Origin of the sequence: Brevibacterium epidermidis NBRC 14811 (assembly GCF_001570805.1) — a bacterium.
GTDB classification, from domain to species: Bacteria; Actinomycetota; Actinomycetes; order Actinomycetales; family Brevibacteriaceae; genus Brevibacterium; species Brevibacterium epidermidis.
The window spans coordinates 178,032-203,120 of sequence record NZ_BCSJ01000011.1; the positions used below are offsets into that span (position 1 = coordinate 178,032).

Genomic DNA, 25,089 nt, shown 5'->3' on the forward strand with positions numbered 1-25,089 from the left:
ATGCGAAAATGGGGGCATGCCTCTGTGGATTGTCATCGGTGTCGCGGCCGCGGTCTTCGTCCTCGTGTTCGTCGTCGCGGCGACCTTCAACGTCTTCTCATCCGAAACCGTCGACGAGGCTGAAGAACGCTGGACCGGTCTGCCTGGCGAGTTCACCAGCCGAGATCTGGAGTCTGTGCGATTCCGGCCCGCTCTGCGCGGCTACCGGATGGAAGACGTCGACGAAGCCATGGCGCTGCTGCGCGCACGTCTGAGCGAACTCGAATCCGCGACCGCCTCTGACGGCCCGGAAACGGCTGCCGGACCACGATGAGCCGCCCCGCAGACCTGCCCGGAATCACTCTCGCCCCCGAAGTCTTCGACTCCTCCCGCTTCAGCCGCCTCGGCGCTCTGTTCATGAGCCTGCCCGTGTGGCTGCAGGCCGTGGCCGTGTACTTCCTCTCCCGCGTCGTGAGCATGTCGATCTTCGCCGCGGTCCTCAAACGTCAGGACCCGGCGAACTGGTCGTCGTCTCCGGTGACGACGACGCTCAATGACTTCCTCAACTTCTGGGACGGCGGCTGGTACGGGCGCGTCGCCGACGAAGGCTATCCCCGCGTCCTGCCCATCGACGACTCGGGAGCGGTCGCAGAGAACCAGTGGGCGTTCTATCCGCTGCACCCCTCGATCGTGTCCACTCTGGCCGACCTCACAGGATTGAGCTATGAGGTCATCTCGCCGATCGTGTCCACGCTCGCCGCGGGTCTTGCCTCGATCGTCATCCTCCACCTCTTCCGGAAGTACGTCGACGCCGGTCAGGCCCTGATGGGACTGGCCCTCGTGATGTTCTTCCCACCGGCGGCGATCTTCTCCACCGGCTACGCCGAATCACTGACCCTCCTGCTGCAGGCAACGGCACTCTTCCTCGTCGTCGAACGCCGCTACCTCACCGCACTCCCGGTCGTCGTCTTCATGGACCTGTCACGGCCCATCGGTGTGGCGTTCTCCTTCTTCATGCTCTTCCACCTCATCGACCGCTTCCTCCGCCGCCGGACCGATCCGTATCCGGCCGGTGAGGCGATCCGATCCTGGACCCTGGGAGTGCTCTCCTGCGCAGCGGCGCTCATCCACCCGATCCATGCCTGGTGGGCAACGGGATCGCTGACGGCCTATACCGACACCGAGGCGGCCTGGCACACCGGCGAGACCACGTTCGTCGTCCAGTGGGTGGCGCGGTCGATCAGCCTCATCGGTCCGCTCGGCCCGGTGTTGCTCGTCATTGTCATCGCCGGAATGCTTGCCCTGAGCTTCTCTCCGGCGGGCGCGCGCATGGGCCGGACCCTGCAGCTGTTCTGCCTCGGCTACGGTTTGTACCTGCTCATCTTCTTCAATCCGCAGACCTCCACCCTGCGACTGCTGCTGCCGATGTTCCCGATGGCGCTGACTCTTGCACTGGTGCGCTCCCGAGGCTATCGAGCCGCAATGCTGGTCGCCTATATCCTGCTCCAGATCGTGTGGGTCGCCTACCTCTGGCACTTCACCCCGCCCGCAGATCTGCCGCCGTGACCGTCCGGTGGGTGGGAGAGTTACCGGGAACGCGCGGATCATGGAATAATCGGAACTACATGATTCGGTCCACCTGGTGTGAACCGTCTTTGTATGACAACGGAAGGAAGAGCCCATATGGCAGCCCAGAAACCCCGCACCGGCGACGGACCTCTGGAAGTGACCGAAGAAGGCCGAAGCATGGTGATGCGGCTTCCAGTCGAAGGCGGAGGTCGCCTGGTGATCGAACTCAGCAGAGACGAAGCCACCGGACTCCACGACACTCTCGCCCAGACACTGGGGCTCTGAGCCGACGGCCGCAGCGCACGGCCGATCGGAGACGCACGAACAGCAGAGACTTACATGTAAGTCTCTGCTGTTGTTGCATTCACCGGGGCTTCTGCAGAAGCAGCAGGCCTTCCCCAATGGGCAGCAGCACCCGCTCGAGGTTCTCCTGTTCTGCGATGCGGTTGAGCATGCTGCGGGCCGCCTGAGTGCGGGGGCTGCGATCAACGGGATCGGCAACGGCGCCCTTGAGCAGCGTCTTGTGGATGACCAGCAGACCCTGAGAGTCGAGCAGACGCAGCGAGGGCTGGATCATCCTCTCCAGATTCCCCGGCTCCACATCGATGAAGACCATGTCATAGGCCGCCGGTGCGAGTCGTTTGAGCACCTCTTCGGCACGCCCGCTCATCAGTCGCAGCCGGCCCGGTCTGATCCCCGCCATGTCGACGAGGTCACGGGCTGCACTCTGAGTCGTGGAATTCGTGTCGATCGACGTCAGGATCCCTGCAGTGGGCATTCCGCGCAGCAGGGACAGCGTCGATGTTCCTACCCCGGTCCCAACCTCGACTGCCGCGACCGGTGTGAGCAGTCGGGCCAGCAGAGTCAGCGTCTTCGCAGTCGTTTGGGAGACCGGCGCGATCCCGAACTCATGAGAATGGGTGCGAGCGGCATCGAGCAGCGGATCGGGACCGTTGTACTGTTCCGAGAAGGTGAGATCACCTGCATTTTCGCGTGCCAACCGGCCCCTCCCTTCTGGTGCTGAGTTCTCCCAAGTCTAACCGCATTTGGGTTCGATTCCGTGGGTGCGCCACAGCTCGTCGAGTTCATCGACATCGACGAAGGCCACACGTTCGACCCGATCATGCGAATGCGGAGTGCCCTCATCTTCCCAATGGATGCGGGCTCGAGCGAAGATCTCGGGCGGCAGTATCCCGGCCGCATTGACGACCCGCCACCAAGTGACATTCGATCCGAATTCCCGCATCACCCGCCCGACGTAGCGAGGCGAGCAGTCGGCGACGGCACCCACGGTCCCATAGGCGACGACGCGCGCGGCGGGAACGAGTTCGACGATGCGCAGCACCCGTTCGACGGCTATCTCGTCCACTGCACCTCCCGGCAGTATCGGGCTGTCGAACCTGTGCTGACCATGAGTCGATGCTACCGCCGTCCACGGTAGACTTGAGACCATGTTCGGTATCAACGGCACCGAGATGGTGATTCTGGTCGTTGTGGCGTTGGTCGTCATCGGACCCAAACGCCTGCCCGAATACGCTCAGAAGCTGCGGGACTTCGTGCGCCAGATGCGTCGCATGGCCGAAGGCGCGAAGGACAGCGTCCGACGCGATTTCGGCGACGACTTCAAGGACGTGGATTGGCAGAAGCTCGACCCACGTCAGTACGATCCGCGCCGGATCGTGCGCGAGGCCCTCGTCGAAGAGGACGCGGCCATCCGCGAATCCAAACGCCAGGAGCGTTCCTCCCAGGAATCAACGTCCGCTGAGTCCTCAAGTGCCGACGTGTCGACCCAGACCGACACCGAGGTGGCCCCCACCCGGGAGCAGTCACCCATCGAACGGTTCCAGGCCCAGGTCGACCTGCGCGACCGTTCCGCTGCGGCACCGTTCGATCCCGAAGCCACCTGAGTCCCTCTCCGACAGCGGCGGCTCCGTACTTCACCGTCGCCGCTGACCACTGAGCCATCTCTGCCGAAACGGCGTCAGCAGCTCAGTTCTTCATCACCGCAGGATGCTCGGGGTTCGAGCACAGCTCATCCGAATAGCCGCGGCAGAAATACGAACCGCCCTGCTTCAACTCGATCCCGGAGAAGAGCTCACGCACCGTCACTGCGTAGAGTCCTTTGTCCGCCACGGCCGAGAAAACCGCCGGAGCCGCCTTCGCGGTTGAGGGATGGATGGAGTGCATGAGCACGATCGATCCCGGTTTGGTCTGAGACTGCACCCGCCGGATGGTCTTCTTCGTATCTCGGTGCTGCCAGTCTCCGGTATCGACGTCCCAGATGATCGCAGGTCCGCCCAGCACGTGTGACGCACGTTTGTCGAGGGCACCATAGGGCGGACGGACGAGGGGTTCGTCCTTCACCCCGACCGACTGCAGCGACTTGTCCGTCCGTCCGATCTCCTTGCGGATCTTCGCCGAGGCAGTCGTGTCCATCCGCACATGCGAAAAGGTGTGATTGTCGACCTCATGACCGGTAGCGATGATCCGCTCAGCCACCTCGGGCGAACTGTCCGTGTTCTTCCCGAGGAGGAAGTAGGTCACTCTGATGTTCGCCTCATCAGCGGCGTCGAGGATCGTCCGTTCGCTCTTCGCTTCTCCGGGACCATCGTCATAGGTCAGCGCCACACACGGCAGCAGAGCGCAGGAGAAGTCCGGTGACCGCAGATCGTCCGGATGAGGCAGCTCAAGGCTAGTGTGCAGGGCCTTCTGAACACGGTCTCCGATGGAGGACAGGTCCGTGTCCGAGACCGGTTCGTCATCGATCGTCAGCGTGTCCGTGTCGTCGGCCCCGATAGCGGCCGGGTCGACCGGTGCGGCGAAGAGTCGGCGGGCATTGACGGTGCGGTCGTGGGCGAGATCAGTGAGCAGCAGTCTCGTCTGCTGACGTGGGGACTCAGCGTTGATCGCGGTGACGACGAAATTCCCGCCACTGGCCAGCACCCGGGTGCTGATGTTCACAGCGCGCGGGTCGACACGAGCCGGGGGAGCGTCGTCGAGGCTCGTCTGCGCCGGTGTGAAAGCCGTCGCCGACCACCGATGGACCGGCGCCGTCTGCAAGGGGTCGAAGGCAGCGTGAGCGGCGAAGCCGCCTGATTCCTCGATCATGGACAGCACATGTTCTTCGATCGCCGAGTTCAGCGAGGCGGCACCAGGCAGACCGAAGGTGTGGATGTCGAGGCGGGGCGTGCGCTTGTCGGACACCACCGCGTAGCTGCGCAGCATTGTCGAGAGAACGTCCCGGTTCTCAGAGGCGGTCGCCCGCTGTGCCGGTTCCACGGACTGCTCGGGAGCGGGGTCGTCGCGGAACGCAGTGACGATGGCGCCGGCCAGGAGGACAAGGACGGTCAGAGCACTGACGGCGGAGAAGACAGAGTAGACGAGGGTGTCGCGAGGGGAGAGGGGAGACACCGCCTTCAGACCGGGCTCAGGCCCAGAGATCTGCCGGACAGGCCGCGACTGCGTCGCCGCAGCGACTCTGCAAGCGAGTCGAAGGCCTGAGCCGCAGGCGACTCGGGACTGCCGAGCACGACCGGGGTGCCGGCATCCGATCCTTCCCGCAGACGAGTGTCCAAGGGGATCTGAGCCAGCAGTGGGACTTCGCGCTCGAGGGTGGCAGTGAGGTTTTCGGCCACGCTGGCACCTCCCCCGGAGCCGAACACTTCCATCCGGGTGCCGTCGGGCATCTCCATCCACGACATGTTCTCGATGACTCCGGCCAATGTCTGCTTCGTCTGTGTGGCGATGGACCCCGCGCGCTCGGCGACCTGGGCGGCCGCGGACTGGGGTGTGGTGACGACGAGGAGCTCGGAGTCGGGCAGCAGCTGTGCCACGGAGATTGCGATATCACCGGTGCCGGGAGGCAGATCGAGCAGCAGAACGTCGAGGTCGCCCCAGAACACATCCGTGAGGAACTGCTGCAGGGCGCGATGGAGCATCGGGCCGCGCCAGACGACAGCCTGGCTCGGCGGGACGAACATGCCGATGCTCATCACCTTCACGTTGTGGGCGACCTGCGGCAGGATCATCTCGTCGACTCGGGTCGGCTTTCCGGAGAGACCGAGCATGCCGGGGATGGAGAAGCCGTAGATATCGGCGTCGACGATGCCGACGCGCAGGCCCTTATCCGCCAGGGACACGGCGAGATTCGCAGTCACCGACGATTTGCCGACTCCGCCCTTTCCTGACGCGACGGCATAGACCTTGGTCAGCGATTCGGGACGGTTGAAGGGGATATCGCGGGTACCAGAGCCCTGCAGCTTCTCCTTCATCGCCTTGCGCTGTTCGGGGCTCATCGTGCCCAGGACGACAGATACTTCAGTGACGCCGTCGACGCGGGCGACCGCGGCTTCCGTGTCTCGGGTGATCGTGTCCTTGAGCGGGCAGCCGGCGATCGTGAGGAGAACCGTGACGGTGACCTTGCCGCCGTCGATGTCGATCGATTCGACCATATCGAGTTCGACGATATTGCGGCGGATCTCCGGGTCGATGACGCCGGTCAGTGCCTCTCTCACAGCGTCTTCAGAGGGACCAGTCATGCCCACGTCCTTTCCTTCCCGGATCAGTGCTTCCGGGCTTTCAACCCTACCGCTTCGGACGTCGTCTCGTCATCCGCTGTGGGAGCCGCCTCGGCGCTGTTCGGAGGACCGGGAATCGCCGTCGTCGTGTCGATCGCCATCTTGTCTCTCCTCCTCCAACTCCTTGAGCAGATCCTTGAGCTCGGAGCGGATGAAGTCACGTGTGGCGACCTCACGCATGGCGATGCGCAGCGCCGCCACCTCACGTGCCAGATATTCGGTGTCAGCGAGGTTGCGTTCGGCGCGCTGCCGGTCGTGTTCGAACTCGACGCGGTCGCGGTCGGTGCTGCGGTTCTCCGCGAGCAGGATGAGCGGGGCCGCATAGGACGCCTGCAGGGACAGGATGAGGGTGAGCAGAGTGAAGTTCAGCGACCGCGGGTCGAACTGCCACGATTCGGGCAGCAGGGTGTTCCACAGCAGCCACACCGCGCAGAACACGGTCATTCCGACGAGGAACGCCGGAGTGCCCATGAACCGGGCGAAGGCTTCGGCTCCGCGTCCGAAGGTCTCGGGAGACATGGCGAAGCTCGGCAGCTTCCGCTTGCTCGACCGTGGGATCTCGAAATCGTCGACAGCCATGTCTACCCCCTCCTGTGATCGTCACGGCCGGTGGTCCGCCAGTCCTCGGGCAGAAGCTCGTCGAGGACGTCGTCGACGGTGACCACGCCGACGAGGCGGTCGTTCTCATCGGTGATCGGCACCGACACCAGATTGTACGCGGCCAGCAGCTTCGAGACTTCGCCGAGAGGAGCCTCGGGAGGCAGCGGTTCGACCTCGGTGTCGAGCATGATGCCCACGGCTTCGTGAGGGGGATGACGCAGCATCTCCTGGATATGGACGAGACCGAGGTATTTGCCTGTCGGCGTCTCCACCGGTTGGCGACAGACGAACACCGCGGCCGCCAGAGCTGCCGGCAGGTCTTCTCGACGAACGTGGGCGAGAGCCTCGGCGACGGTGGCCTCCGGGGTGAGGATCACCGGTTCCGTGGTCATCAGACCACCGGCTGTGTCATCGTCATAGGCCAGCAGGGTGCGCACGTCCTGCGCGTCATCGGGTTCCATGAGGGTCAGGAACCGTTCGGCCTGATCATCGGTGAGCTCGCCGAGGAGGTCGGCCGCGTCATCGGGCTCCATCTCCTCGAGCACGGTCACGGCCCGTTCGGTCTCGAGTCCGACGAGGATCTCGACCTGGGTCTCCGCGGGCAGCTCCTCGACGACATCGGCGAGACGTTCGTCATCGAGGGCTCTCGCGACCTGGAGCCGGCGGCCGGGGTTCATCTCGAAGAGCACATCGGCGAGATCGGCAGGCTTCGTGTCCTGATAGGCGGCGATGAGCTGGGTGGCTTCCTGATCGACCTCGGAATCCACTGGGTGGTCGGCATCCGTCCAATCGATCTGCTTCGTCTCCCCACGGCGGCGGAACGCGGCGAAGGCACTGCGTTCGGGCACACGACGGACGAACAGGCGGGTGACCTCCCAATCCTTGTTCACCTGCTGTTCGATGCCGACGTCCTCGACGAGGATGGGGGAGTTGTCCTCCCGCAGACGCAGCCTGCGGTCGAGCAGATCATTCATCACCAGGGTCTCGGACTCGCGCTGTTCGAACCGGCGCATGTTCACCAGGCCGGTCGTGATGACCTGCCCGGAGTCGATGGCGGTGACCCGGCCCATGGGGACGAAGACGCGGCGTCGGCCCGGCACCTCGACGACGAGACCGATGACACGCGGGGACTGCCGCATCGTCGCTCGATAGACGATGACGGCGTCGCGGACCCGTCCGACCTGATCTCCCAGAGGGTCGAACACGGGGGCAGAGACGAGCCGGGCGACGAAGACTCTTTTCGGTGGACCACTCATATTCTCAGACTACGTGGTGCGCAGAGTTTTCAGTGGTCGGCTCCAGGAAATGAATCCAGATCACATTCGCGGGCGGTGAAACGGGTGGGCGTCGAGTTCCATCCGGACTCTCCTCCTATTCATCAAGCCGTCCTGCCTTCTTAATCTCGATGTCGCCCCGTCTCCCTAGGGTCATTTCTCGGCAGAACCCGCCACAGTCGAATACAGGAGAAATCCATGCAGACACGACGAATCCGCCCGCGCACCGCTGCAGCAGGACTGGGAGCCTGCGCCGCGCTCTCGCTCTTCGCCCCGCTTCTCTCGCCGACCTCGGCGATGGCCGCAGACGCACCGGCCGAACTCTACGAAGGCCACGTCCAGGTCGACCGCGGCAAGGCCGCCGACCCGCAGAAGTTCACCGGCCAGGTCTTCGACGACGTCAACGAGAACTCGAAGCTCGATGGTGATGAGAAGGGCGTCTCCGGCGTCGCGGTGAGCAACGGAGTCGACGTCGTCCAGACTGACGGAGACGGCCGCTACGAGCTGCCCGTGCGAGAGAACATGACCGTTTCGATCACTCAGCCCTCCGGATGGCAGGTGCCCGTCGATGAGGACAAGGTCGCTCAGTTCAGCTACAACCACCTGCCCGAAGGCTCCGGCGATCTGGAGTTCGGAGGCATCGAACCCACAGGTGAGACGCCGAAGGCCGTGAACTTCCCGATGATCGAATCGCAGGCCTCGGCGAAGGACGACCAGAACTGCCCGATCGCGTCTGACACCCAGGCCTATGACATGACGGAGATGGGCTACGCCCGTGACGGAGCCGTCGGCGACCTTGCCGACCGCAGCGATTACGGAGCCTGTGGAGTGCTCCTGCTCGGCGACAACGTCGGTGACGACCTCAGCCTCAATGACGAACTGCGCGATATCTACTCGCAGATGAACGGCCCTGTCCGCGTGGCACCGGGCAACCACGATCAGGACTACGACGCCGTCGATGACTCACATGCCCTCGACACTTTCCGTGATCAGTTCGGACCTTCGTACTTCTCCTACGACGTCGGCAAGACCCACTTCGTCGTCCTCGACAGCATCGAATACGAAGGCAAGGCGAACCGGAAGAAGTACAAGGAGAAGATCAGTCAGGAGCAGCTGACCTGGCTGGAGAACGATCTGAAGAACGTGCCGAAGAACGCGCAGGTCGTCATCGCCACCCACGCGCCCATCCTCACGCACAAACAGGTCGTCGTCGACAATGCGAAGGACTTCTACGACGTCATCGCCGACTATCCGAATGCTGTGACCGTCGGCGGGCACACCCACACGCAGGAGAACCTCGTTGCAGGGGAGACACGGAAGGAATGGGCGGAAGCCGGGATCGAGAAGCTGCCGAACACGCAGATCGTCGCCGGTGCCGTCTCCGGTGACTGGTACTCCGGAGGCCTCAACGCCGACGGGCTGCCGTACTCGTTCACTCAGGACGCTTCGGAACCGGGCGTGCTCACCCTCGAATACGACGGTGCTTCGCGCAGCGAACGTTACACCGTGCGCAACGAATCGGATGACCATCAGCTGCTGCTCGGCGTGAACTCGCCAGAGTGGCGTGACTGGGCGCAGAAGGCACAGGAGTGGCAGGACGCGGACAAGGAGGGCACTGCTCCGAAGGAGATCTCCGAACGCGTCGTCACCCGCGAGGACCTCAAGCAGGGCGAGACCTGGCTGACCTCGAGCTTCCTCGCCGGCACCTCGGACGCACGAGTCGAGGTCAGCTTCGACGGCAAAGCGCCGAAGCAGTCCGAGCACACTCAGCCGGGCAAGGGCGAAGCCCTGGCGAAGGGCTGGGAGTACACCGATCCGTACACGGCGTCACAGAACCTGCGCACCTCCGGCAATGTGGGCCAGTCGAGCTCGCACCTGTGGCGGACCGAGATCCCCTCGGATCTCGATCTGGGCACCCACACCGCCGAGGTGACCGGAACCGACCGCTACGGTCGTGACTTCACCGAGTCGGTCCGGTTCACCGTGGTCGAGGATGAGGCCGCGGCGAAGACCGAATCGCAGAAGCTGCTGCGTCAGGACGGCTTCGATGCTCAGCAGAAGAAGGAAGTCCGAGACCCGAAGGGTCTCGACTCCGAAGAGGCTCAGTCGGCTCGCAACGACTGACCGCTGAAGAAGGAGCTGCAGCTCCGCGCAGGTGTCGGATGATGGCGCTTGGAAGCTGCGGAGAACTGCGAGGAGCGGGGCCCGCCGAACGGCGGGCCCCGTCTCCGTGATCAGAGAGCGTTGAACTCCGAGGTGAAATCCGGTGCGATCTCGCTCAGTGTCGGCGGCTGCCCCCAAGCGCTGTCGACGGGTGTCGCCGAAGCATGGGCGTCGAGGATCGCCAGGCTGAGAGCATCGGCCGCCGCTGCGGTGATCATCACGAGCTCGCGAGTGGCGGCGTCGCGGTCTGTTGGCAGCTCATCGGCTCCGGTGGCGATGCCGAAGACCGTGTCACCGTCGAAGAGAGTGTGCGAGGGCTGCACTGCTCGTGAGATGCCGGCATGCGCTCCCGCGGCCATCCGTGTGGTCTGAGCCGGGTCGAGTCGTGCGTCAGTGGCGACGATCGCGATCGTCGTGTTCTTCGCCGCCGTCCTGGAATCCGCCGGCGGCGCGGCGGGAAGACCCTGCACCGTCGGCAGATCGAGACCGATCGAGCGCAGCAGCGGCTCCAACCACAGGCCGCCCGACGGGGTGCCGATCGTCCCCAGCGAATTCGCCGCGACAAGTGCCGCGACGGTGGTCCCACTGGGCAGTCGGACGGCGAAGGATCCGAGTCCTCCACGCAGAGTCTGAAAGCCCGACCGGGCTCCGATGCCCGCTCCGACGCTGCCACGGACCTCGTCGATCCGACCGGACAGCGCCGCGTGTGTCGCTTGGGCGCCTTCGTTCGGTCTCGGCGGGGCCACGGAGCCGTCCCCGCGACCGAGGTCGTAGATCGCGGCGGCGGGGACGAGGGGAATGACCGCGCCGGCGAGTCCGGGAGCGGGGAATCCGAGTCCCGCCTCGGCGAGGGTGTCGACGACCCCGGTGACGGCACCGAGTCCGAATGCGGACCCGCCGGTGAGGACGATGGCATCGGCACCGTAGGAATGAGTCCCCGGTGCGATGACATCGGTCTCACGGGTGGCGGGACCGCCTCCGCGGACATCGACGCCGATGGTCGAACCGGACGGCGGAAGCACGGTGGTGATCCCGGTCAGTCGGGCGTCGGTGAGCTCACCGGCATGACCGAGGCGGATACTGGGGATCTCGAGGATTCCGCGCCCGCGGAACGGGCTGGGCTGCGCGTCCGGACCCGACCCGGCGGTATCCGAGGACATCAGCGCTCCTGTGCCCGTCCCTGCACCCAGGCCTCGATCTCGGCGCGGGTGCGGGGGAAGTCGGCGGAGAGGTTCTCGACTCCGTCGGCGGTGACGAGAACGTCGTCCTCGATGCGCACGCCGTTGCCGCGGAACTCCTCGGGCAGCAGCAGGTCATCGGACTTGAAGTACAGTCCGGGTTCGATGGTGAAGACCATTCCCGGTTCGATGGTCGCGTCCAGGTACATTTCCGCTCTCGCCTGAGCACAGTCATGGACGTCGAGGCCCAGGTGATGGCTGGTGCCGTGGACCATCCATCGGCGGTGCTGCTGTCCTTCCGGAGACAAAGACTCGGCAGCGGAGACCGGCAGCACACCGAACTCTTCGAGACGTTTCGCGATGACCTCCATGGCCGCCTCGTGGACCTCACGGAACTTCACCGGACGGTTGGGGTGGTCGGCGGCCACGGCGAACGCGGCATCGGAGGCTTCGAGCACAGCGTCGTAGATCTTCGCCTGCACCTCGGTGAAGGTGCCCGAAACGGGCAGGGTGCGAGTGATGTCCGCAGTGTAGAGCGAATCGGCTTCAGCTCCGGCATCGACGAGGATGAGATCGCCGTCGCGGACCTGACCGTCATTGCGGATCCAGTGCAGGGTGCAGGCATTGTTGCCCGAGGCGGCGATCGTGTCATAGCCGACTCCGTTGCCGTCGGAGCGAGCGGCGGTCTCGAACGCGGTCTCGACGACTCGCTCACCACGACGGTGGCCGAGCGCCTTCGGCAGCGATTCCACGACATTGTCGAAACCGGCACGGGTGATGGCGACGGCTTTGCGCAGCTGCTCGACCTCGTGGTCATCCTTGATCAGGCGCAGCTCGGAGAGCATCTGAGCCAGTTCGGCATCCCCGGCCTCGGACGTCTCGAGATCGGCTTGGACCTGGGTGCGAGCGAGGTCGATGACTCCGTCGATGCGGGAATCGGCCTGGCGGACGAGGCGGACCGAGATCGCTCCGAGGTCCTTCGTGATGGCGTCATCGACGGTGGCGGAGCTCTCCGTGGCGATGCCGGTCATGGTGGACATCGCTTCGAGGTCCGCGCGGGGACCGACCCAATACTCGCCGTAGCGGGAATCGGAGAAGAACTCCTCGGTATCGGCACCGGCGCGGGGGCGGAAGTACAGCGTCACGTCGTGGCTGTCACCCTCGGGTTCGAAGACGAGGACGGCGTCGGGTTCGGAATCGGCTTCCAGACCGGTGAGGTGGATGAACGCGGAATGCGCGCGGAAGCGGTAGTCGGTGTCGTTCGAGCGGACCTTGAGTCCGCCGGCGGGAACGACGAGCCGTTCACCGGGGAATGCTGCCGAAACGGCGTCCCGTCGGGCCGGGGTGAAACCAGCGGCGGCGAGAGCTTCGGCGTTGAGCGGAGTGCGATCCCATCCGGAGGCGACGAAGTCGCGGAAGGCGGTGGAATTCGGGCGATGCGAGCGGTTGTTGACGCGGTCTGCGAGGTCCTGAGTCGAGTCTGGGGTATCTGAGTTCTGCTCTGTCATGCCGCCAGTCTAGACGGGCGGAGTGACATGGTGCGTACAGGTGGAAGTCGAAACGACAGATGCAGATACACTGTGACCATGGTCATCGATCTCCATGTGCACACCGCATTCTCGGACGGGACCCAGACCCCTTCCGAACTCATCTCAGAAGCCTCGATGGAGGGCATCGACGTCGTCGGTCTCACCGACCACGACACCACCGCAGGTTGGACCCTTGCCGAAGATGCCGCCCGCGTCTACGGGCTCGGACTGGTGAGGGGAATGGAGATCTCCTGTCGCTACGAGGGAATCAGCGTGCACCTGCTCTCCTACCTCCACGACCCATACGACACGGGGCTGGCCGAGGTCGTGCAGGAGACGCGGCGGGCACGCCTCGACCGAACGCACCTCATCATCGAGCGACTCGCCGAAGACTATCCGATCGACATTGATGCTGTGCTCTCGGTCTCCGGCGAGGATGCCACGATCGGACGTCCGCATATCGCCGATGCGCTGGTGGCAGCCGGCGTCGTCGAGAGCCGCACAGAAGCGTTCTCATCGATTCTGTCCAGCCAGGGCAAATACCACGTGTCACTGCCGACGATCGACCCGATCACGGCGATCGGGCTGATCCGGGAGGCCGGGGGAGTCTCGGTCTTCGCTCATCCGCGTGCGGCCATGCGCGGTCGCGTCGTTCCTGATTCGGCGATGACCGAATTCATCTCCGCCGGACTCGACGGACTCGAAGTCGACCACCGCGACAACCCTCCGCAGGAGCGTGAGGCGATGCGGCGTCTGGCACATGAGCACGGTCTCATCGTCACCGGTTCCAGCGACTACCACGGGACAGGCAAACCCAACCGCCTCGGCGAGCACGTCACCTCAGACCATATGCTCGCGAAGCTGCTCGAGCGTGCGGCCTCACGGCCGGGCGGAGTCGACTACATCCAGGGCTGATTCCGGCAACAGCCGCTGGCCGCGCCAACCTGCACCCCGGGACCGACCCCGACGTCATCTCAGGGCTGAGGTCAGCCGAGGATTCTGCGCAGATGCAGCTTTCCCCAGGCGAAGCTCAGCCCATAGGACAGGGCGGCCATGAGGGCGAGCAGACCCAGATACTGGACGACGAGCAGGACCGGCGCAGCATCGACGTCGAAGAGGCGTTCGAAGAAGAGCTCGAGGAAGAACACGTGGACGAGGAACGCACCGAATGATGCCGTCGCCATCGTCGTGAAGACCTTCTTCGTCCGCTCGCCGAGGCGGATGCGCGAGACGAGGAGGATGACGCTGATAGCGAGTCCGATGATGAGCGGGTTCGCATTCTCGATCGGATAGGACCGTCGCGACTCCCACCACAGCACGCCGAGCGCCGAGACTGCGAAGAGCAGGCACAGCGTCCAGATCGGCGGACGCAGCTCATATGCGTGGTGGATGACGAAGGCCCCGACGGTGAAGTAGACGACCTGATACGTCGCGAAGCCCCATTTCCATGCATCCTGATCCGAGCCGATGAGTTCGAGCGCGAACGGAGCCCAGACGGTCGATCCCGCGAGGACGACGGCGAGGGTCGCGAGCTTCCACGGGCGCTGTCCCTTCCAGAACAGGACGAGCGTGCCGAAGACGAGGATGAGCGGAACGTACGCGTAGAGATACCACAGGTGGAAGGCCGGTCGTCCGGCCTCGAGGAAGCTGCGGGCGAGGTCGTGGCGGACGTTGACCTCATCGGTGTCGAAGAGGTTGAAGCCGAGCACGAAGATGACCGACCAGGCGGCCAAGGGCACGACATGGCGGACGATGCGGTCCCACATCTTCGCTTCGGTGCGCGGAGGCGCACCGGCGAGCACGGCCCAACCGGCGATCATGAAGAACATCGGCACGGCCCAGGGGTTGACCGCCTCGGCGAAATGGCCGAGCCACCAGGCATTGCTGCCTTCGTCGGAACGGCCGATGAGGACGCCGCCCGAATGGCCGAGCATGACAGTGAGTCCGGCGAGCACCCGCATGACGTCGACGTCGTGGCGATGCGTCTTCGGAGCCCGCGGCTTCGCGGTCGGGGCCTGAGACTGTGCGGTCGGGGATGTTGCCGTCGTCGGCTCCACGGGGGAGGGGGCTACCGTAGTGGGAGCTGCGAGGGACTCGGCGTCCAACCGGCGTGAACCGAACAATGACTCACTCTCGTTCGTACTCGATGACATGGGTTCAGAACATCATCGGTCACGGAATTGAACGGGATCGGGGGTCGAATTGAACACAGGATGAACGAAGGGCCCCGACCGGGTGGTCTGGGCCCTTCGAACGTTCATTGCGGGGGGAATGGTCTCGCCCGCGGCCGGATCAGTCCTCGCTGGAGTCGGCGGACGGGTGGCCGCCCTGACCGGTCTGGCCGCCCTGCGGACGGTTGACCGGCTTGCCGCCGCGGGTGCGTCGGCGTGAGCGCTGGCGACGCGGCTTGCGGCTCTCTTCACCGGATTCGGAGGAGGAGTCACGACGGTTGGAGGAGCCGCCTCGGCGAGAGTCGGAACGGCCACGGCCGGAACCGCGACGATCGGAGCCACGGCCCTTGCGTTCACCGGTGGACTTCTCGTCATCACCGTCAGCGTGCTGGCGCGGCAGCCGACCCTTCGTGCCCTTCGGGATGTCGAGGTCGGAGAAGAAGTGCGGTGACGTCGAGTAGGTCTCGGCGGGTTCGTCGAAATCGAGGCCGAGGGCCTTGTTGATGAGACGCCAGCGGGGCATGTCATCCCAGTCGACCAGGGTCACGGCGACACCGGAGTGGCCGGCGCGGCCGGTGCGTCCGATGCGGTGGACGTAGGTCTTCTCGTCCTCGGGGCACTGGTAGTTCACGACATGGGTGACATCGTCGATGTCGATTCCGCGAGCTGCGACATCCGTGGCCACGAGCACGTCGACCTTTCCGTCGCGGAAGGACTTGAGGGCCTTCTCACGCTGTGACTGGCCGAGATCGCCGTGCAGCGCCTTGACCGCGAAGCCGCGATCCTCGAGCTCAGCGGCCAGCTTGTCGGCGGTGCGTTTGGTACGGGTGAAGATGATCGTGCGTCCGCGGCCCTCGGCCTGGAGCATACGGGCGACGAGTTCGGATTTGTCCATCGAGTGGGCTCGGTAGACGAACTGCGTCGTGTTCTTTCCCGTCAGCGACAGATCCTCATGATCCTGGGCGCGGATATGGGTGGGCTGGCTCATGTAACGGCGGGCCAGGGTGATGACCGCGCCGGGCATGGTGGCGGAGAACAGCATCGTCTGGCGGTGCGCCGGCACAGCGTTGATGATCTTCTCCACATCAGGGAGGAAGCCGAGGTCGAGCATCTCGTCGGCCTCATCGAGGACGACGGTGCGGACGCGGTGGAGCTTGAGGATCTTGCGACCGTAGAGGTCGAGGAGACGACCGGGAGTGCCGACGACGACGTCGACGCCGGACTTGAGGCGGTTGATCTGCGGATCGAAGTCCATGCCGCCGTAGATCGTCATGATGTCGATATCACGCTGCACGGAGGCGGTGACGAGATCGGCCGCGACCTGCTTGGCCAGCTCACGGGTGGGAACGACGACGAGGGCCTGCGGCAGACGCTGCTCCTTGGCATCGGCCACGCTGTCCGGAGTCGATTCCGGGTCGGAGGTCACCGAGGAGTCCTCGGTCTTGCCGACGACGCGCTGGAGCAGGGGGATGCCGAAGCCCAGGGTCTTTCCGGTGCCCGTCTTCGCCTGCCCGATGATGTCGGCGCCCGACAGTGCCACGGGCAGGGTCAGCGCCTGAATGGGGAAGGGGTGGGTGATTCCTGCCGCGGCCAGCGAGGCCACGATCGGTCCGGCGACTCCCAGTTCTGCGAAATCCGGTTCCGTCTCCGCCATATTCAAACTCCTTTTAGCGCGTATGCGCTTGTCATGGTGCGAACCGGTAGTCTTGAACTATGTCCGATTCTGTCCCATTGGCCGGTAATGATGCTGCAACGCTCGCACTTCTGGCGTTCGGCGAGCTGACCGGTTTCGAACGTATGGCCACAAACGCGACGACCGCAGCGGATCTGGATGACAAGGTCATCCTGGCGCGGCTGGCCTCTCAGTCATTCGCGAACTTCGAACAGCTCTCACAGCACATCGATCAGATGGGCCAGGATGTGATCGAGCTCTGTCAGCATTTCGAACCGACCTTCAGCACTCTGGCTGAAAGGACTCGTCCTCGCGACTGGTACGAAAGCCTCATGAAGGGATTCGTCTTCGACGGAATCATGAATGATTTCTACCGCACGGCCGTGGACGAACTCGCGGAGCCCGGATACAGCCTGGCTATTGCAATTCTCGATGATACACGTGCCAGCGAATATGCGCGCAATCGTCTGACATCCGAAGTGGCGGTCGACACACAGCTGGCCTCGCGGCTGGCACTGTGGGGTCGCAAGCTCGTCGCCGAGACCCTGGGACGTGCGCGCAGCCTGCTCACCGACCCGTTCCTCGGCCTCGACGAAGACCTCGTCGTCGAATTGATCCCGGCGGTGACATCGAACCATTCGAAGCGGATGTCGGCACTCGGCCTCGTCGCCTGATCCCACGACGGGCGCGCAATTCCGCGACTGGCGTCCGATTTCGTGGCGGACTGGTCGCACGAACCCACGACGGATACAGGAAGGGCCCTGGTCATCGTGACCGGGGCCCTTTCTGTTCAGGCGTGCAGCTCAGGCACTGAAGCCCACACGACGAGGTGTCTCAGCTCCGATTTCGAGGTAGCCGAGCGAAGCCGAGGGCACGAAGACCTGACGGCCCTTCGTGTCGGTGAAGGTCAGCAGCCCTTCGGACTGGATCTTCTCTTCGACGCGGGCTGCGAGTTCCTTCGCATCTTCGTCGGTTTCGAGGATGATTTCGCGCTGAGTCTGCTTGACGCCGATCTTGATTTCCATGGTGCTCCTTGTGCCGATGCTCGATGACCGATGACGGTTTGGACTGTGCTCAGCTTAACGTCCGCAGACAGGGGTTTCTTCCCTATGGATTCCGCTGAGGGCTGAGGGGCCGGTGGCTGGTCAGCGGTCCGCGAACGACCGCAGACCGCCCCAGCTCATCTGGGTGAGCAGCTCGACGGCCGTGTCGGCGTCGATTCCGCGCTGCGAGTCGATCTGCTTGACGACGACCTCGGCGGTGCCGATGAGCGCCCGACACAGCAGCTGCGCCTCATCGTCGGTGAGGCGGGCGAAGCTCTGCAGGGCCGAGACGACCCGTGTCGCGGAACTCTCTCGCAGCGCGCGCAGCTTCTGTTCGGCCTTCGGCTCGTAGACATCCGAATTGAAGATGATGACGAACTCTTCGCGGTGTGAGACCACGAAGTCGAAATAGGCGCGGTAAGTCGCATGGACCTGCTCATGCGGGTCGGTGGTCGACCCCAGCGCCTCTGCCAGACGCGAGTCGAGGTGCGCCGCCGAGGAATCGATGAGGGCCAGGTAGAGATCCTGCTTGGAATCGAAGTGCTGATAGAGCACTGGCTTGGACACACCGGCAGCCTCGGCGATCATGTCCATCGAGGTCGTCCGATATCCACGGGTGGCGAAAACGGAGCGTGCGACTCCCACCAATTGGTCGCGGCGCTGGTCACGGGGCAATCTCTGTTGTGGACTCGACATTCTTCAATGCTACGCGAAGACCGGCCGTGGACCGGGCATCTGGGCGTTCGCTTCGACGACGCGCCGGTTCCGGGGCCGGAAGTCTCATGTCAGTGGGCCGTGATGGAATACGAGTATGGATGAGATGACACGGCGAATGGGCAGCACCCTGCTCTCCGGTGGCTGCCTGAATATCATCGGGCGGCCGGGAACCGGGAAGACGACTCTGCTCGAGTCGCTCTATGCGCAGCTGGTGTCGACGGTCGAGCCGGCTTCCGTCCTCGTCCTCACTCCCGATCGCGATCACGCCGATGTGCTGCGCAATCGACTTCGGCTGCCTGCCGATGCGGTGCTGTCTTCCGCTCCGGCCCGCAGCCTCGCGTCCTTCGCCTATGGGATCGCTCGTGCCGCACATACGACGCGGACCGGTGAGGATCTCGAATTCATCTCCGGAGCCGATCAGGATGTGTTCCTCGCCGACCTCCTCGCCGGCCACGAACTCGGCCATTCCCGCGGCCCGGCGTGGCCGCCGGAGATCACCGCCGAGGTGCGCTCCACCTCGGCTTTCCGAACCGAGGTCCGCGACGCACTCAACCGAGTGATGGAATTCGACTTCGGAATGCGCATGCCCGGCCCCTCACCGGAGACCTCGGAACATGTGTTCGACTTCGGTCGCAGCGCCCTCGACCGCGCCTTGGCTGAGAATCCCGATCCGCGGTGGCAGGCCGTGGCCGAGATCCTCGACGAATATCTGGGCATCATGTCCATGCCCGGATACGGTGGCGTCGACTCCGCGACGGTGCTCGCCCTCGCCGCTTTCGAGATCTTCCGCGAACCCGCAGAGGTGACCGCTGGCAGATCGTGGACCTTTGCTCCCGACCAGGTGCCCACAGTGGTCCTGGCTGACGGCGTCCAGGATTTCCCGGCCGCCAGTTGGGGGATCCTCGAACAGCTGCGCGCCCGGGGGAGTGCGGTCGCCCTGTTCGGTTCTCCCGAGACGGTGACCGGTCGATTCCACGGAGCCGACGCTTCGATCCTCGATCGGGCCACGACCGACGCCGGTTTCGAATCGGTCGTCCTCGACCGTCAGTGGGATGTCGATCCGGCATTGGCGAAAGCCATCGACGGCTTCGGTGCCAGGATCACCACGCGCTGGTCGATCGGCCACATGCCTCGCCCCCGTCCGGCAGGGGACGAATCCGATCCTGCAACTGCCGTCGGTGAGGCTTCGTCGGTCCTACCACTCGAGACTCAGTTCGCGGCACCACCCGAGGAGCCCTCGCCTGCAACGGCGGCGTCTGCAGTGGAGACCCACGTGTTCGAAGGCAGCGCGTCCGGACACCGGTATCTCGCCCGACGGATCACGAACTTCGTCGAACAGGGCCATAACTGGTCGGATGTCGCACTCATCTGCCGCAACTCCTCAAGCGCACGCGCGATCGCCAATGAGCTGCGAGCCTCAGGAGTCTCGATCGCCACCCTGATGCAGCCGCTCAACGTCGACCCCGCGACCGCACCGCTGTTGGACCTGCTCTCGGCAACTCCGGATTTCGACGATGACGAATCGATCGCCGAACTCGCTCTGTCACTGGCCGGCAGCATCTACGTCCGCCTCGACCCCGTGCAGATCCGCCGCTTCCGGCGAGCCGTGCGCAGACAGTTCCCAGCGCCCAGCAGCACCGCATCACTGGCTCAAGCGCTGCGCAGCCCCATCGACGAATCATCACCACAGGGACTGGCCACCATCTCCCGGATGCTCCATGCCGCCGCGGAGGTCGGCACTACCGACCCCCACCAAGCGCTGTGGAGCATCTGGGACGCGGCCGGGGTCGCGGAGAGATGGCAGACCGAAGCCCTGCGCGACCCGGAATCGGTGACCAACGGCTATCTCGATTCAGTGCTGCGACTGTTCGCCCTGGCCGAGAAGATCGCCGACCGCGGCGGATTCACTGCGCGCTCGTTCGCCGGAATCGTCGCCGAACAGGACATCGCCCAGGACTCCCTGGCCGATACCGCCGGATTCGCCGATCACGTCCTGGTCGGCACCCCGTCCTCGCTGGCCCATGTGCGCGTGCCCCTCGTGATCATCGCCGAAGTCAACGAAGGCGTCTGGCCGAACCCGAAGCTGCGTGGCGGAATCCTCGGCCTCACCGACCTCACCGCGGTGCTTGCCACGGGGGAGACGGTCACCGGCGATCCCGGCTACCACGCACATGCGAAGCGAACGAACCTGCGCGAAGAGGGCGAACTGTTCTATACCGCGCTCAGCCGGGCTCAGGAACTCGTGCTCGTCACCGCAGTCACCGATGCGGAGACCGAACCATCACCGTTCTTCGATGTCCTCGCCGCTGCTTCGACAAAAGACGCCGATGCAGCCGACGGCTATGCGATCACCCACGAAGATGAGCTGCCTCCGCTGACGCTGCCGGAGATGGCCGCTCATGCTCGTGCCCATCTGCTGCAGTCGGCCGCTGCAGCGAACAGCGAGGAAGCAGGGTCGCCGACAGCGGTTTCGGACAGCACCTCTGCCGAGAACCCGGAGAGCTCTGCGATTCCGGACTCAGACACACAGTCATGGGCGTCGCTGATGAGGGCGCTGTCGGATGCCGGTCGGACGGTGGAATCACCGACGCAGTGGCGGGAGGCAGAGGACATCACGACGGATGAGCCGCTCTTCACAGATTCGGATACGGTCCGCGTGTCACCCTCGCAAGTCGAAGCGTTCAACGATTGCTCTCTCCGGTGGTTCCTCACCCGCAATGGCGGTGACCGTCCGATGTCGACAGCACAGAGTCTCGGGACCATCATCCACGCCGCCGCCGAGAACTATCCGGAAGGACCCACCTCTGCGATCCGAAGCTTTGTGGAAGCGGAGTTCGGATCTCTGGAATTCGATGCGGAATGGGAACGTGAACGGGAATTCGACGTGGCGATGAGCATGGCCGACCGCCTCGGCGATTACATCAAGAAGACTCCGGGCCGCCTCGTCGGGGTCGAAGCGCAGGTCTATGCGGTCGGAGTCGACGGAGACGGACGCGAGTGGAAGGTCACCGGACGCCTCGACCGGGTCGAGGAAGTCGAGGGCGGACTGCGCATCGTCGACTTCAAGACCGGCAGGAACGTCGTCGCCGGTAAGGAGATGGACCGCCACGCCCAGCTGGGCGTGTACCAGGAAGCGATCAATTCCGGCACCATCAGGATCGGTGAGGATCAGGAGATCGACGCCCACGCCTTCGGCGCCGAACTCGTCTTCCTGCGCAAGTCTGCCCGGACGGTTCGGGAGCAATCGGCGCTGGAAGTCGATGAGAACCCCGAATGGGCACGCGAACTCATCGACGACGTGTCCGGCAGGATGCGTGCTGCGAGCTTCCCTGCACGGGTGGAGCCGCAGAAGTGTCAGTCCTGCCCCGTCCGATCATCGTGCCCGGCGATCGGTCCGAAGATGTTGGAGGAGAACTGATGCGCTTCACTGCCGAGCGGCTTGCCGAGCTCACAGCCGCCGATCCTGCCCAGGCCTTCCCGCCCAGCCCGGAGCAGAAGGTGATCATCGAGGCCGACCCCGCACAGTCGATGAAAGTCACCGCCGGGGCCGGCTCCGGAAAGACCACCGTCATCTCGCAGAGAGTGGTGTGGCTGGTCGCAAACGAGCACGTGTCTCCCGAAGAGATCCTCGGCCTGACCTTCACTCGAAAAGCCGTCGGAGAACTCGGTGGACGCATCCGAGTGCTTCTGTCCCGTCTGCGGCACAACCTCGGACGCGGCCAGGACCTGTCCCTGCCCGGTCTCGACAATCCGACCGTGTCCACGTACAACTCCTATGCCGCATCGATTGTCAGCGAACACGGGGTGAGCATCGGCATCGAGCCCGAAACGGTACTGCTCGATGACGCCGCAGCTCACACCCTCGCAGGGAATCTCATCGATTCCACACCATCCGAAGAGATCCCCGGAGACTTCTCCCGCGAGACGATGATCGCCGACATCATCGCTTTGGCCGGGCAGATGAATGATCACGGTCGGGATGTCGAGGAGGTCACGGACTATCTCGAGCAGTGCCTGGCCGCGCTGGTGTCCAGCAAAGGCAAACCCGTCGATCCCAACGGACGGCGGGCTAAGCTCGAAGCGAAGATCCGCACGGCTCGACTGGCTGATGCCTATATGCGCGCGAAACGACGCAACCTGGCCATGGACTTCTCCGACCAGGTGCGCTTCGCCCAACGCATCCTCGACGAAGTGCCCGCTGCCGCAGAGGCCGAGAGGGCACGGTGGAAGATCGTCCTCCTCGACGAGTTCCAGGACACGTCGGTGGCTCAGCTGAAGCTGTTGCGTGACCTCTTCCACTCCACTGCCGTCACCGCCGTCGGCGATCCTCGCCAGGCCATCTACGGTTGGCGCGGTGCCAGCGCTGACAACATGGTGCGGTTCTCCTCTGATTTCCGCGATGTCGAATCCCTGTCGCTGAGCACAAGTTGGCGCAATGACCGTTCGATCCTGCAGGTGGCCAATCGCATCGCCTCCGGACTCGCTGACAGCAATGAGTCCCCGCTGTCGGCTCGCGACGGTGCCGGAGACGGCGAAGTCAACGTGGAGATCAGCTCCGGTGCCCACGACCCCGATTTCCTCACCACTGGTCTGCGCGCACTCACGGAATGGTTCCACACTGTCCCGGAAGGTTCGTCGAAAGCGGTGCTGTGCCGCAAGCGAGCCCATTTCGCACCGGTGGCGGCGGCCCTGGAAGCCGCCGGGTTCGCCGTTCATGTGCACGGTTCCTCCGGGCTGCTGACCGACCCCTTCGTCGCCGATCTGCGCGCAGTGCTCACCGCCGCGGTCGATCCGATGGCTGGCGACGAAATCATGAGGCTCATCAGCGGACGGATGCTCGGCCTCGGTGCGGGCGATATAGCAGGACTGCAGGCTTTCACCCGTCGTCAGACCGAGAGGCGAGCCTCCGATAGGGCCGAGCCGACCGCCGAGGAAGTCATCGTCGAAGCCATCGACCAGGCGACGATCGTCGAAGGCATCGATGAACTCATCGAGGTCCAGCGTGCGCTCGACCAGGGAGCGCGGACGAGTGCGGACAAGGGACTTGTCGCCGACTATCAACAGTCCGGCCTGAGTTCGGAGGCGCTGCATCGTCTGGTCCGATTGGCTCGCGCGCTGCGGACTACCCGATCGGGTACGGGCACAATCACGTCGATCATCCGCACCGCGATGTCCGAGACTGGAATCGATTCGGACATCTGGGGCCTCAGCGATTCCCTGCGCAATCTGCACAGAAGCTCCGTCGACGCGTTCCTGTCCGCGGCCAGCCAATACTCGGCTACTGACGACAAACCCTCGATCACAGGCTTCCTGTCCTGGCTCAGTCTCATGGAAGCCCATGATGCGCTGAGCGTCGCCGAACCGACGACGGCAGCCGATGCGATCAACATCATGACCGTTCACGCCTCGAAGGGGCTGGAATTCGACGCCGTCGCCGTTCCCTCCCTGGTGGTCAAGGACTTCCCGACCGAGCCGCGGGACAAGGAAGGGTGGATGGACCGCACCGCCCTGCCGTACCCGCTGCGCGGTGACCGCGCTCATCTCGTCGACTTCGACCTGCGGGAAGCCGAATTCGATACGAAGAAGGCCCTGGACGAGTGGATCGGAGACTTCATCCGCCCGAAGATCGCCGACGCACATGAGGGGGAGGAACGGCGACTGGCCTATGTGGCATTCACCCGCGCCAAGAGGCATCTGTGGCTCGGAGCGGAACTGATGGGTTCGCGCGCCACTCCCGACGATCCCTCGCCCTTCCTCACCGAAGCGATCGAAGCCTTGGGGCTGGAGGTGGACGTTCCGGAACCGGCCGACGAATCGGCTGAGGACCGGATCGAGACCACTCTATGGCCGGTGTTGCGTACGAGGCAGGTCGCCGCGGCCCAACGTGCCGCAGGATGGGTCGAAGCGAGCCCGGATGTCAGCTTGGAGTCCTTGGCCGAGGAATCGGGGGTGATCGGGCGCTTCGCCGCTCAGGCACTGCGTATCGCCGACCGCCCCGAAACCACGTCCGCGGCGACGATGCCCGACCGCCTGTCGGCGACAGCATTGGTCGCATGGCGAAGGGACCCGCAGGGATTCCGTACACAGACTCTGCGTCCGATCCCGACTCCGCCGAGCCGTGCTGCCGAGATCGGAACGACCTTCCATTCCTGGGTGGAACAGCATTTCGGTCAGTCGAGCATTGACATCGGCGACGACGAATCGGTGCGACCGATCGACGCCGCGACGATCGAACGGCTGCAGGCGACGTTCTCAGCTTCCGATTTCGCGACGCGACGGGCCGACCATGTGGAGATGTCGTTCGAGCTCGTCCTGGGCAGGTTCCGGGTGCCGGGGAAGATCGATGCTGTCTTCATCACTGGGGACCATGCCGAGGTCGTGGATTGGAAGACGTCGAAGAAACCCGACGCCGCAGTGCTCGAGGTGATGAAATGGCAGCTGGCGCTCTACCGGTTCGCGATCCTGCGCGTGCATCCGGAGATCACCGAGGTGACCGGGACGTTCTACTTCGTCGGCAGTGATGAGGTCGTGCAGTTCACCGATCTGCCCGACGAGGACGAAGTCATCGCTTGGTTGGAAGCCAACGACGTCGGCTGAGAAAGGCGGATATGGGACGT

Annotated in this window: 21 protein-coding genes; 9 read left to right on the forward strand and 12 right to left on the reverse strand. The window is 64.5% G+C overall.

All coding sequences use genetic code 11. The features are described 5' to 3' along the window. Window positions 1–16 precede the first annotated feature (16 nt). From BEP01S_RS08040 to BEP01S_RS16575, 3 genes are all read left to right on the forward strand, one after another. Window positions 17–313 carry a DivIVA domain-containing protein gene (locus tag BEP01S_RS08040; protein ID WP_062242105.1) on the forward strand — a complete coding sequence of 99 codons (297 nt, stop codon included), beginning with the start codon at window positions 17–19 and terminating at the stop codon, window positions 311–313. After that, complete coding sequence (locus BEP01S_RS08045; protein WP_062242107.1) at window positions 310–1,545, forward strand: hypothetical protein; 1,236 nt, start codon at window positions 310–312, stop codon at window positions 1,543–1,545. Before BEP01S_RS08040 ends, BEP01S_RS08045 begins: the two co-directional genes overlap by 4 nt. A 117-nt stretch (window positions 1,546–1,662) precedes the next feature. Then, the gene (locus BEP01S_RS16575) at window positions 1,663–1,833 is read left to right on the forward strand and encodes a DUF3117 domain-containing protein (protein ID WP_064485784.1); all 171 of its coding nucleotides are present in this window, start codon (window positions 1,663–1,665) and stop codon (window positions 1,831–1,833) included. A gap of 79 nt (window positions 1,834–1,912) precedes the next feature. Here BEP01S_RS16575 and BEP01S_RS08050 read toward each other — a convergent pair whose 3' ends face one another. Together BEP01S_RS08050 and BEP01S_RS08055 are read right to left on the reverse strand one after the other, a co-directional pair. Further along, the gene (locus BEP01S_RS08050; protein ID WP_039210583.1) at window positions 1,913–2,548 is read right to left on the reverse strand and encodes an O-methyltransferase; all 636 of its coding nucleotides are present in this window, start codon (window positions 2,546–2,548) and stop codon (window positions 1,913–1,915) included. Window positions 2,549–2,584: 36 nt separating this feature from the next. After that, window positions 2,585–2,917 (reverse strand): MGMT family protein, encoded by a 333-nt coding sequence (locus BEP01S_RS08055; RefSeq protein WP_039210585.1) that lies wholly within the window; start codon window positions 2,915–2,917, stop codon window positions 2,585–2,587. Between the two features lie 82 nt (window positions 2,918–2,999). Between BEP01S_RS08055 and BEP01S_RS08060 the strand changes: the two genes are divergently transcribed. Next, complete coding sequence (locus tag BEP01S_RS08060; RefSeq protein ID WP_062242108.1) at window positions 3,000–3,455, forward strand: twin-arginine translocase TatA/TatE family subunit; 456 nt, start codon at window positions 3,000–3,002, stop codon at window positions 3,453–3,455. 82 nt (window positions 3,456–3,537) lie between these two features. On the opposite strand, the gene BEP01S_RS08065 is transcribed toward BEP01S_RS08060, so the two are convergent. The 4 genes from BEP01S_RS08065 to BEP01S_RS08080 form a co-directional block, all read right to left on the reverse strand. Continuing rightward, window positions 3,538–4,959, reverse strand: coding sequence for a polysaccharide deacetylase family protein (locus BEP01S_RS08065; protein WP_062242109.1), 1,422 nt, complete (start codon window positions 4,957–4,959; stop codon window positions 3,538–3,540). 5 nt (window positions 4,960–4,964) lie between these two features. Beyond that, window positions 4,965–6,086, reverse strand: coding sequence for an Mrp/NBP35 family ATP-binding protein (locus BEP01S_RS08070; protein ID WP_039210590.1), 1,122 nt, complete (start codon window positions 6,084–6,086; stop codon window positions 4,965–4,967). 69 nt (window positions 6,087–6,155) lie between these two features. After that, complete coding sequence (locus tag BEP01S_RS08075; protein WP_062242111.1) at window positions 6,156–6,704, reverse strand: DUF1003 domain-containing protein; 549 nt, start codon at window positions 6,702–6,704, stop codon at window positions 6,156–6,158. A 2-nt stretch (window positions 6,705–6,706) separates the two neighbouring features. After that, complete coding sequence (locus BEP01S_RS08080; protein WP_039210596.1) at window positions 6,707–7,981, reverse strand: magnesium transporter MgtE N-terminal domain-containing protein; 1,275 nt, start codon at window positions 7,979–7,981, stop codon at window positions 6,707–6,709. 216 nt (window positions 7,982–8,197) lie between these two features. Between BEP01S_RS08080 and BEP01S_RS08085 the strand changes: the two genes are divergently transcribed. Continuing rightward, window positions 8,198–10,123 carry a calcineurin-like phosphoesterase C-terminal domain-containing protein gene (locus BEP01S_RS08085; protein ID WP_062242113.1) on the forward strand — a complete coding sequence of 642 codons (1,926 nt, stop codon included), beginning with the start codon at window positions 8,198–8,200 and terminating at the stop codon, window positions 10,121–10,123. Between the two features lie 110 nt (window positions 10,124–10,233). Here the strand turns inward: BEP01S_RS08085 and BEP01S_RS08090 are convergent, their stop codons facing one another. Both BEP01S_RS08090 and BEP01S_RS08095 read right to left on the reverse strand, forming a co-directional pair. Further along, window positions 10,234–11,322: a P1 family peptidase gene (locus BEP01S_RS08090; protein WP_062242115.1), complete on the reverse strand. Its 1,089-nt coding sequence runs from the start codon at window positions 11,320–11,322 to the stop codon at window positions 10,234–10,236. Beyond that, window positions 11,322–12,848 (reverse strand): aminopeptidase P family protein, encoded by a 1,527-nt coding sequence (locus tag BEP01S_RS08095; RefSeq protein WP_062242118.1) that lies wholly within the window; start codon window positions 12,846–12,848, stop codon window positions 11,322–11,324. Before BEP01S_RS08095 ends, BEP01S_RS08090 begins: the two co-directional genes overlap by 1 nt. A gap of 78 nt (window positions 12,849–12,926) precedes the next feature. On the opposite strand from BEP01S_RS08095, the gene BEP01S_RS08100 reads away from it, so the two are divergent. Beyond that, window positions 12,927–13,784, forward strand: a complete 858-nt coding sequence (locus BEP01S_RS08100; protein WP_062242121.1) for a PHP domain-containing protein — start codon at window positions 12,927–12,929, stop codon at window positions 13,782–13,784. A 71-nt stretch (window positions 13,785–13,855) separates the two neighbouring features. Here BEP01S_RS08100 and BEP01S_RS08105 read toward each other — a convergent pair whose 3' ends face one another. Beyond that, entirely contained in the window at window positions 13,856–14,926 is a 1,071-nt protein-coding gene (locus BEP01S_RS08105; RefSeq protein ID WP_062242123.1) for an acyltransferase, read from the reverse strand. A 235-nt stretch (window positions 14,927–15,161) separates the two neighbouring features. Further along, window positions 15,162–16,694 carry a DEAD/DEAH box helicase gene (locus BEP01S_RS08110; protein WP_062242126.1) on the reverse strand — a complete coding sequence of 511 codons (1,533 nt, stop codon included), beginning with the start codon at window positions 16,692–16,694 and terminating at the stop codon, window positions 15,162–15,164. A gap of 59 nt (window positions 16,695–16,753) precedes the next feature. Between BEP01S_RS08110 and BEP01S_RS08115 the strand changes: the two genes are divergently transcribed. Beyond that, window positions 16,754–17,386 (forward strand): ferritin-like fold-containing protein, encoded by a 633-nt coding sequence (locus tag BEP01S_RS08115; RefSeq protein WP_062242128.1) that lies wholly within the window; start codon window positions 16,754–16,756, stop codon window positions 17,384–17,386. Between the two features lie 129 nt (window positions 17,387–17,515). Here the strand turns inward: BEP01S_RS08115 and BEP01S_RS08120 are convergent, their stop codons facing one another. Together BEP01S_RS08120 and BEP01S_RS08125 are read right to left on the reverse strand one after the other, a co-directional pair. Next, the gene (locus tag BEP01S_RS08120; RefSeq protein ID WP_039210609.1) at window positions 17,516–17,737 is read right to left on the reverse strand and encodes a DUF3107 domain-containing protein; all 222 of its coding nucleotides are present in this window, start codon (window positions 17,735–17,737) and stop codon (window positions 17,516–17,518) included. 120 nt (window positions 17,738–17,857) lie between these two features. Continuing rightward, window positions 17,858–18,451: a TetR/AcrR family transcriptional regulator gene (locus tag BEP01S_RS08125; RefSeq protein WP_039210610.1), complete on the reverse strand. Its 594-nt coding sequence runs from the start codon at window positions 18,449–18,451 to the stop codon at window positions 17,858–17,860. A 115-nt stretch (window positions 18,452–18,566) separates the two neighbouring features. On the opposite strand from BEP01S_RS08125, the gene BEP01S_RS08130 reads away from it, so the two are divergent. Then, window positions 18,567–21,890 (forward strand): PD-(D/E)XK nuclease family protein, encoded by a 3,324-nt coding sequence (locus BEP01S_RS08130; protein WP_062242130.1) that lies wholly within the window; start codon window positions 18,567–18,569, stop codon window positions 21,888–21,890. Then, a complete protein-coding gene (locus BEP01S_RS08135; protein WP_062242324.1) occupies window positions 21,890–25,069 on the forward strand; it encodes an ATP-dependent helicase in 3,180 nt (1,059 codons plus the stop codon). The genes BEP01S_RS08130 and BEP01S_RS08135 overlap by 1 nt, the downstream gene beginning before the upstream one ends. Window positions 25,070–25,089 lie beyond the last annotated feature (20 nt).

Bases quoted from the DNA above. Each gene is read 5' to 3' on its own strand.
- BEP01S_RS08040 (WP_062242105.1), top strand. From the start codon at position 17: ATGCCTCTGTGGATTGTCATCGGTGTCGCGGCCGCGGTCTTCGTCCTC.
- BEP01S_RS08045 (WP_062242107.1), top strand. From the start codon at position 310: ATGAGCCGCCCCGCAGACCTGCCCGGAATCACTCTCGCCCCCGAAGTC.
- BEP01S_RS16575 (WP_064485784.1), top strand. From the start codon at position 1,663: ATGGCAGCCCAGAAACCCCGCACCGGCGACGGACCTCTGGAAGTGACC.
- BEP01S_RS08060 (WP_062242108.1), top strand. From the start codon at position 3,000: ATGTTCGGTATCAACGGCACCGAGATGGTGATTCTGGTCGTTGTGGCG.
- BEP01S_RS08070 (WP_039210590.1), bottom strand. From the start codon at position 6,086: ATGACTGGTCCCTCTGAAGACGCTGTGAGAGAGGCACTGACCGGCGTC.
- BEP01S_RS08075 (WP_062242111.1), bottom strand. From the start codon at position 6,704: ATGGCTGTCGACGATTTCGAGATCCCACGGTCGAGCAAGCGGAAGCTG.
- BEP01S_RS08080 (WP_039210596.1), bottom strand. From the start codon at position 7,981: ATGAGTGGTCCACCGAAAAGAGTCTTCGTCGCCCGGCTCGTCTCTGCC.
- BEP01S_RS08085 (WP_062242113.1), top strand. From the start codon at position 8,198: ATGCAGACACGACGAATCCGCCCGCGCACCGCTGCAGCAGGACTGGGA.
- BEP01S_RS08090 (WP_062242115.1), bottom strand. From the start codon at position 11,322: ATGTCCTCGGATACCGCCGGGTCGGGTCCGGACGCGCAGCCCAGCCCG.
- BEP01S_RS08095 (WP_062242118.1), bottom strand. From the start codon at position 12,848: ATGACAGAGCAGAACTCAGATACCCCAGACTCGACTCAGGACCTCGCA.
- BEP01S_RS08100 (WP_062242121.1), top strand. From the start codon at position 12,927: ATGGTCATCGATCTCCATGTGCACACCGCATTCTCGGACGGGACCCAG.
- BEP01S_RS08110 (WP_062242126.1), bottom strand. From the start codon at position 16,694: ATGGCGGAGACGGAACCGGATTTCGCAGAACTGGGAGTCGCCGGACCG.
- BEP01S_RS08115 (WP_062242128.1), top strand. From the start codon at position 16,754: ATGTCCGATTCTGTCCCATTGGCCGGTAATGATGCTGCAACGCTCGCA.
- BEP01S_RS08120 (WP_039210609.1), bottom strand. From the start codon at position 17,737: ATGGAAATCAAGATCGGCGTCAAGCAGACTCAGCGCGAAATCATCCTC.
- BEP01S_RS08125 (WP_039210610.1), bottom strand. From the start codon at position 18,451: ATGTCGAGTCCACAACAGAGATTGCCCCGTGACCAGCGCCGCGACCAA.
- BEP01S_RS08130 (WP_062242130.1), top strand. From the start codon at position 18,567: ATGGATGAGATGACACGGCGAATGGGCAGCACCCTGCTCTCCGGTGGC.
- BEP01S_RS08135 (WP_062242324.1), top strand. From the start codon at position 21,890: ATGCGCTTCACTGCCGAGCGGCTTGCCGAGCTCACAGCCGCCGATCCT.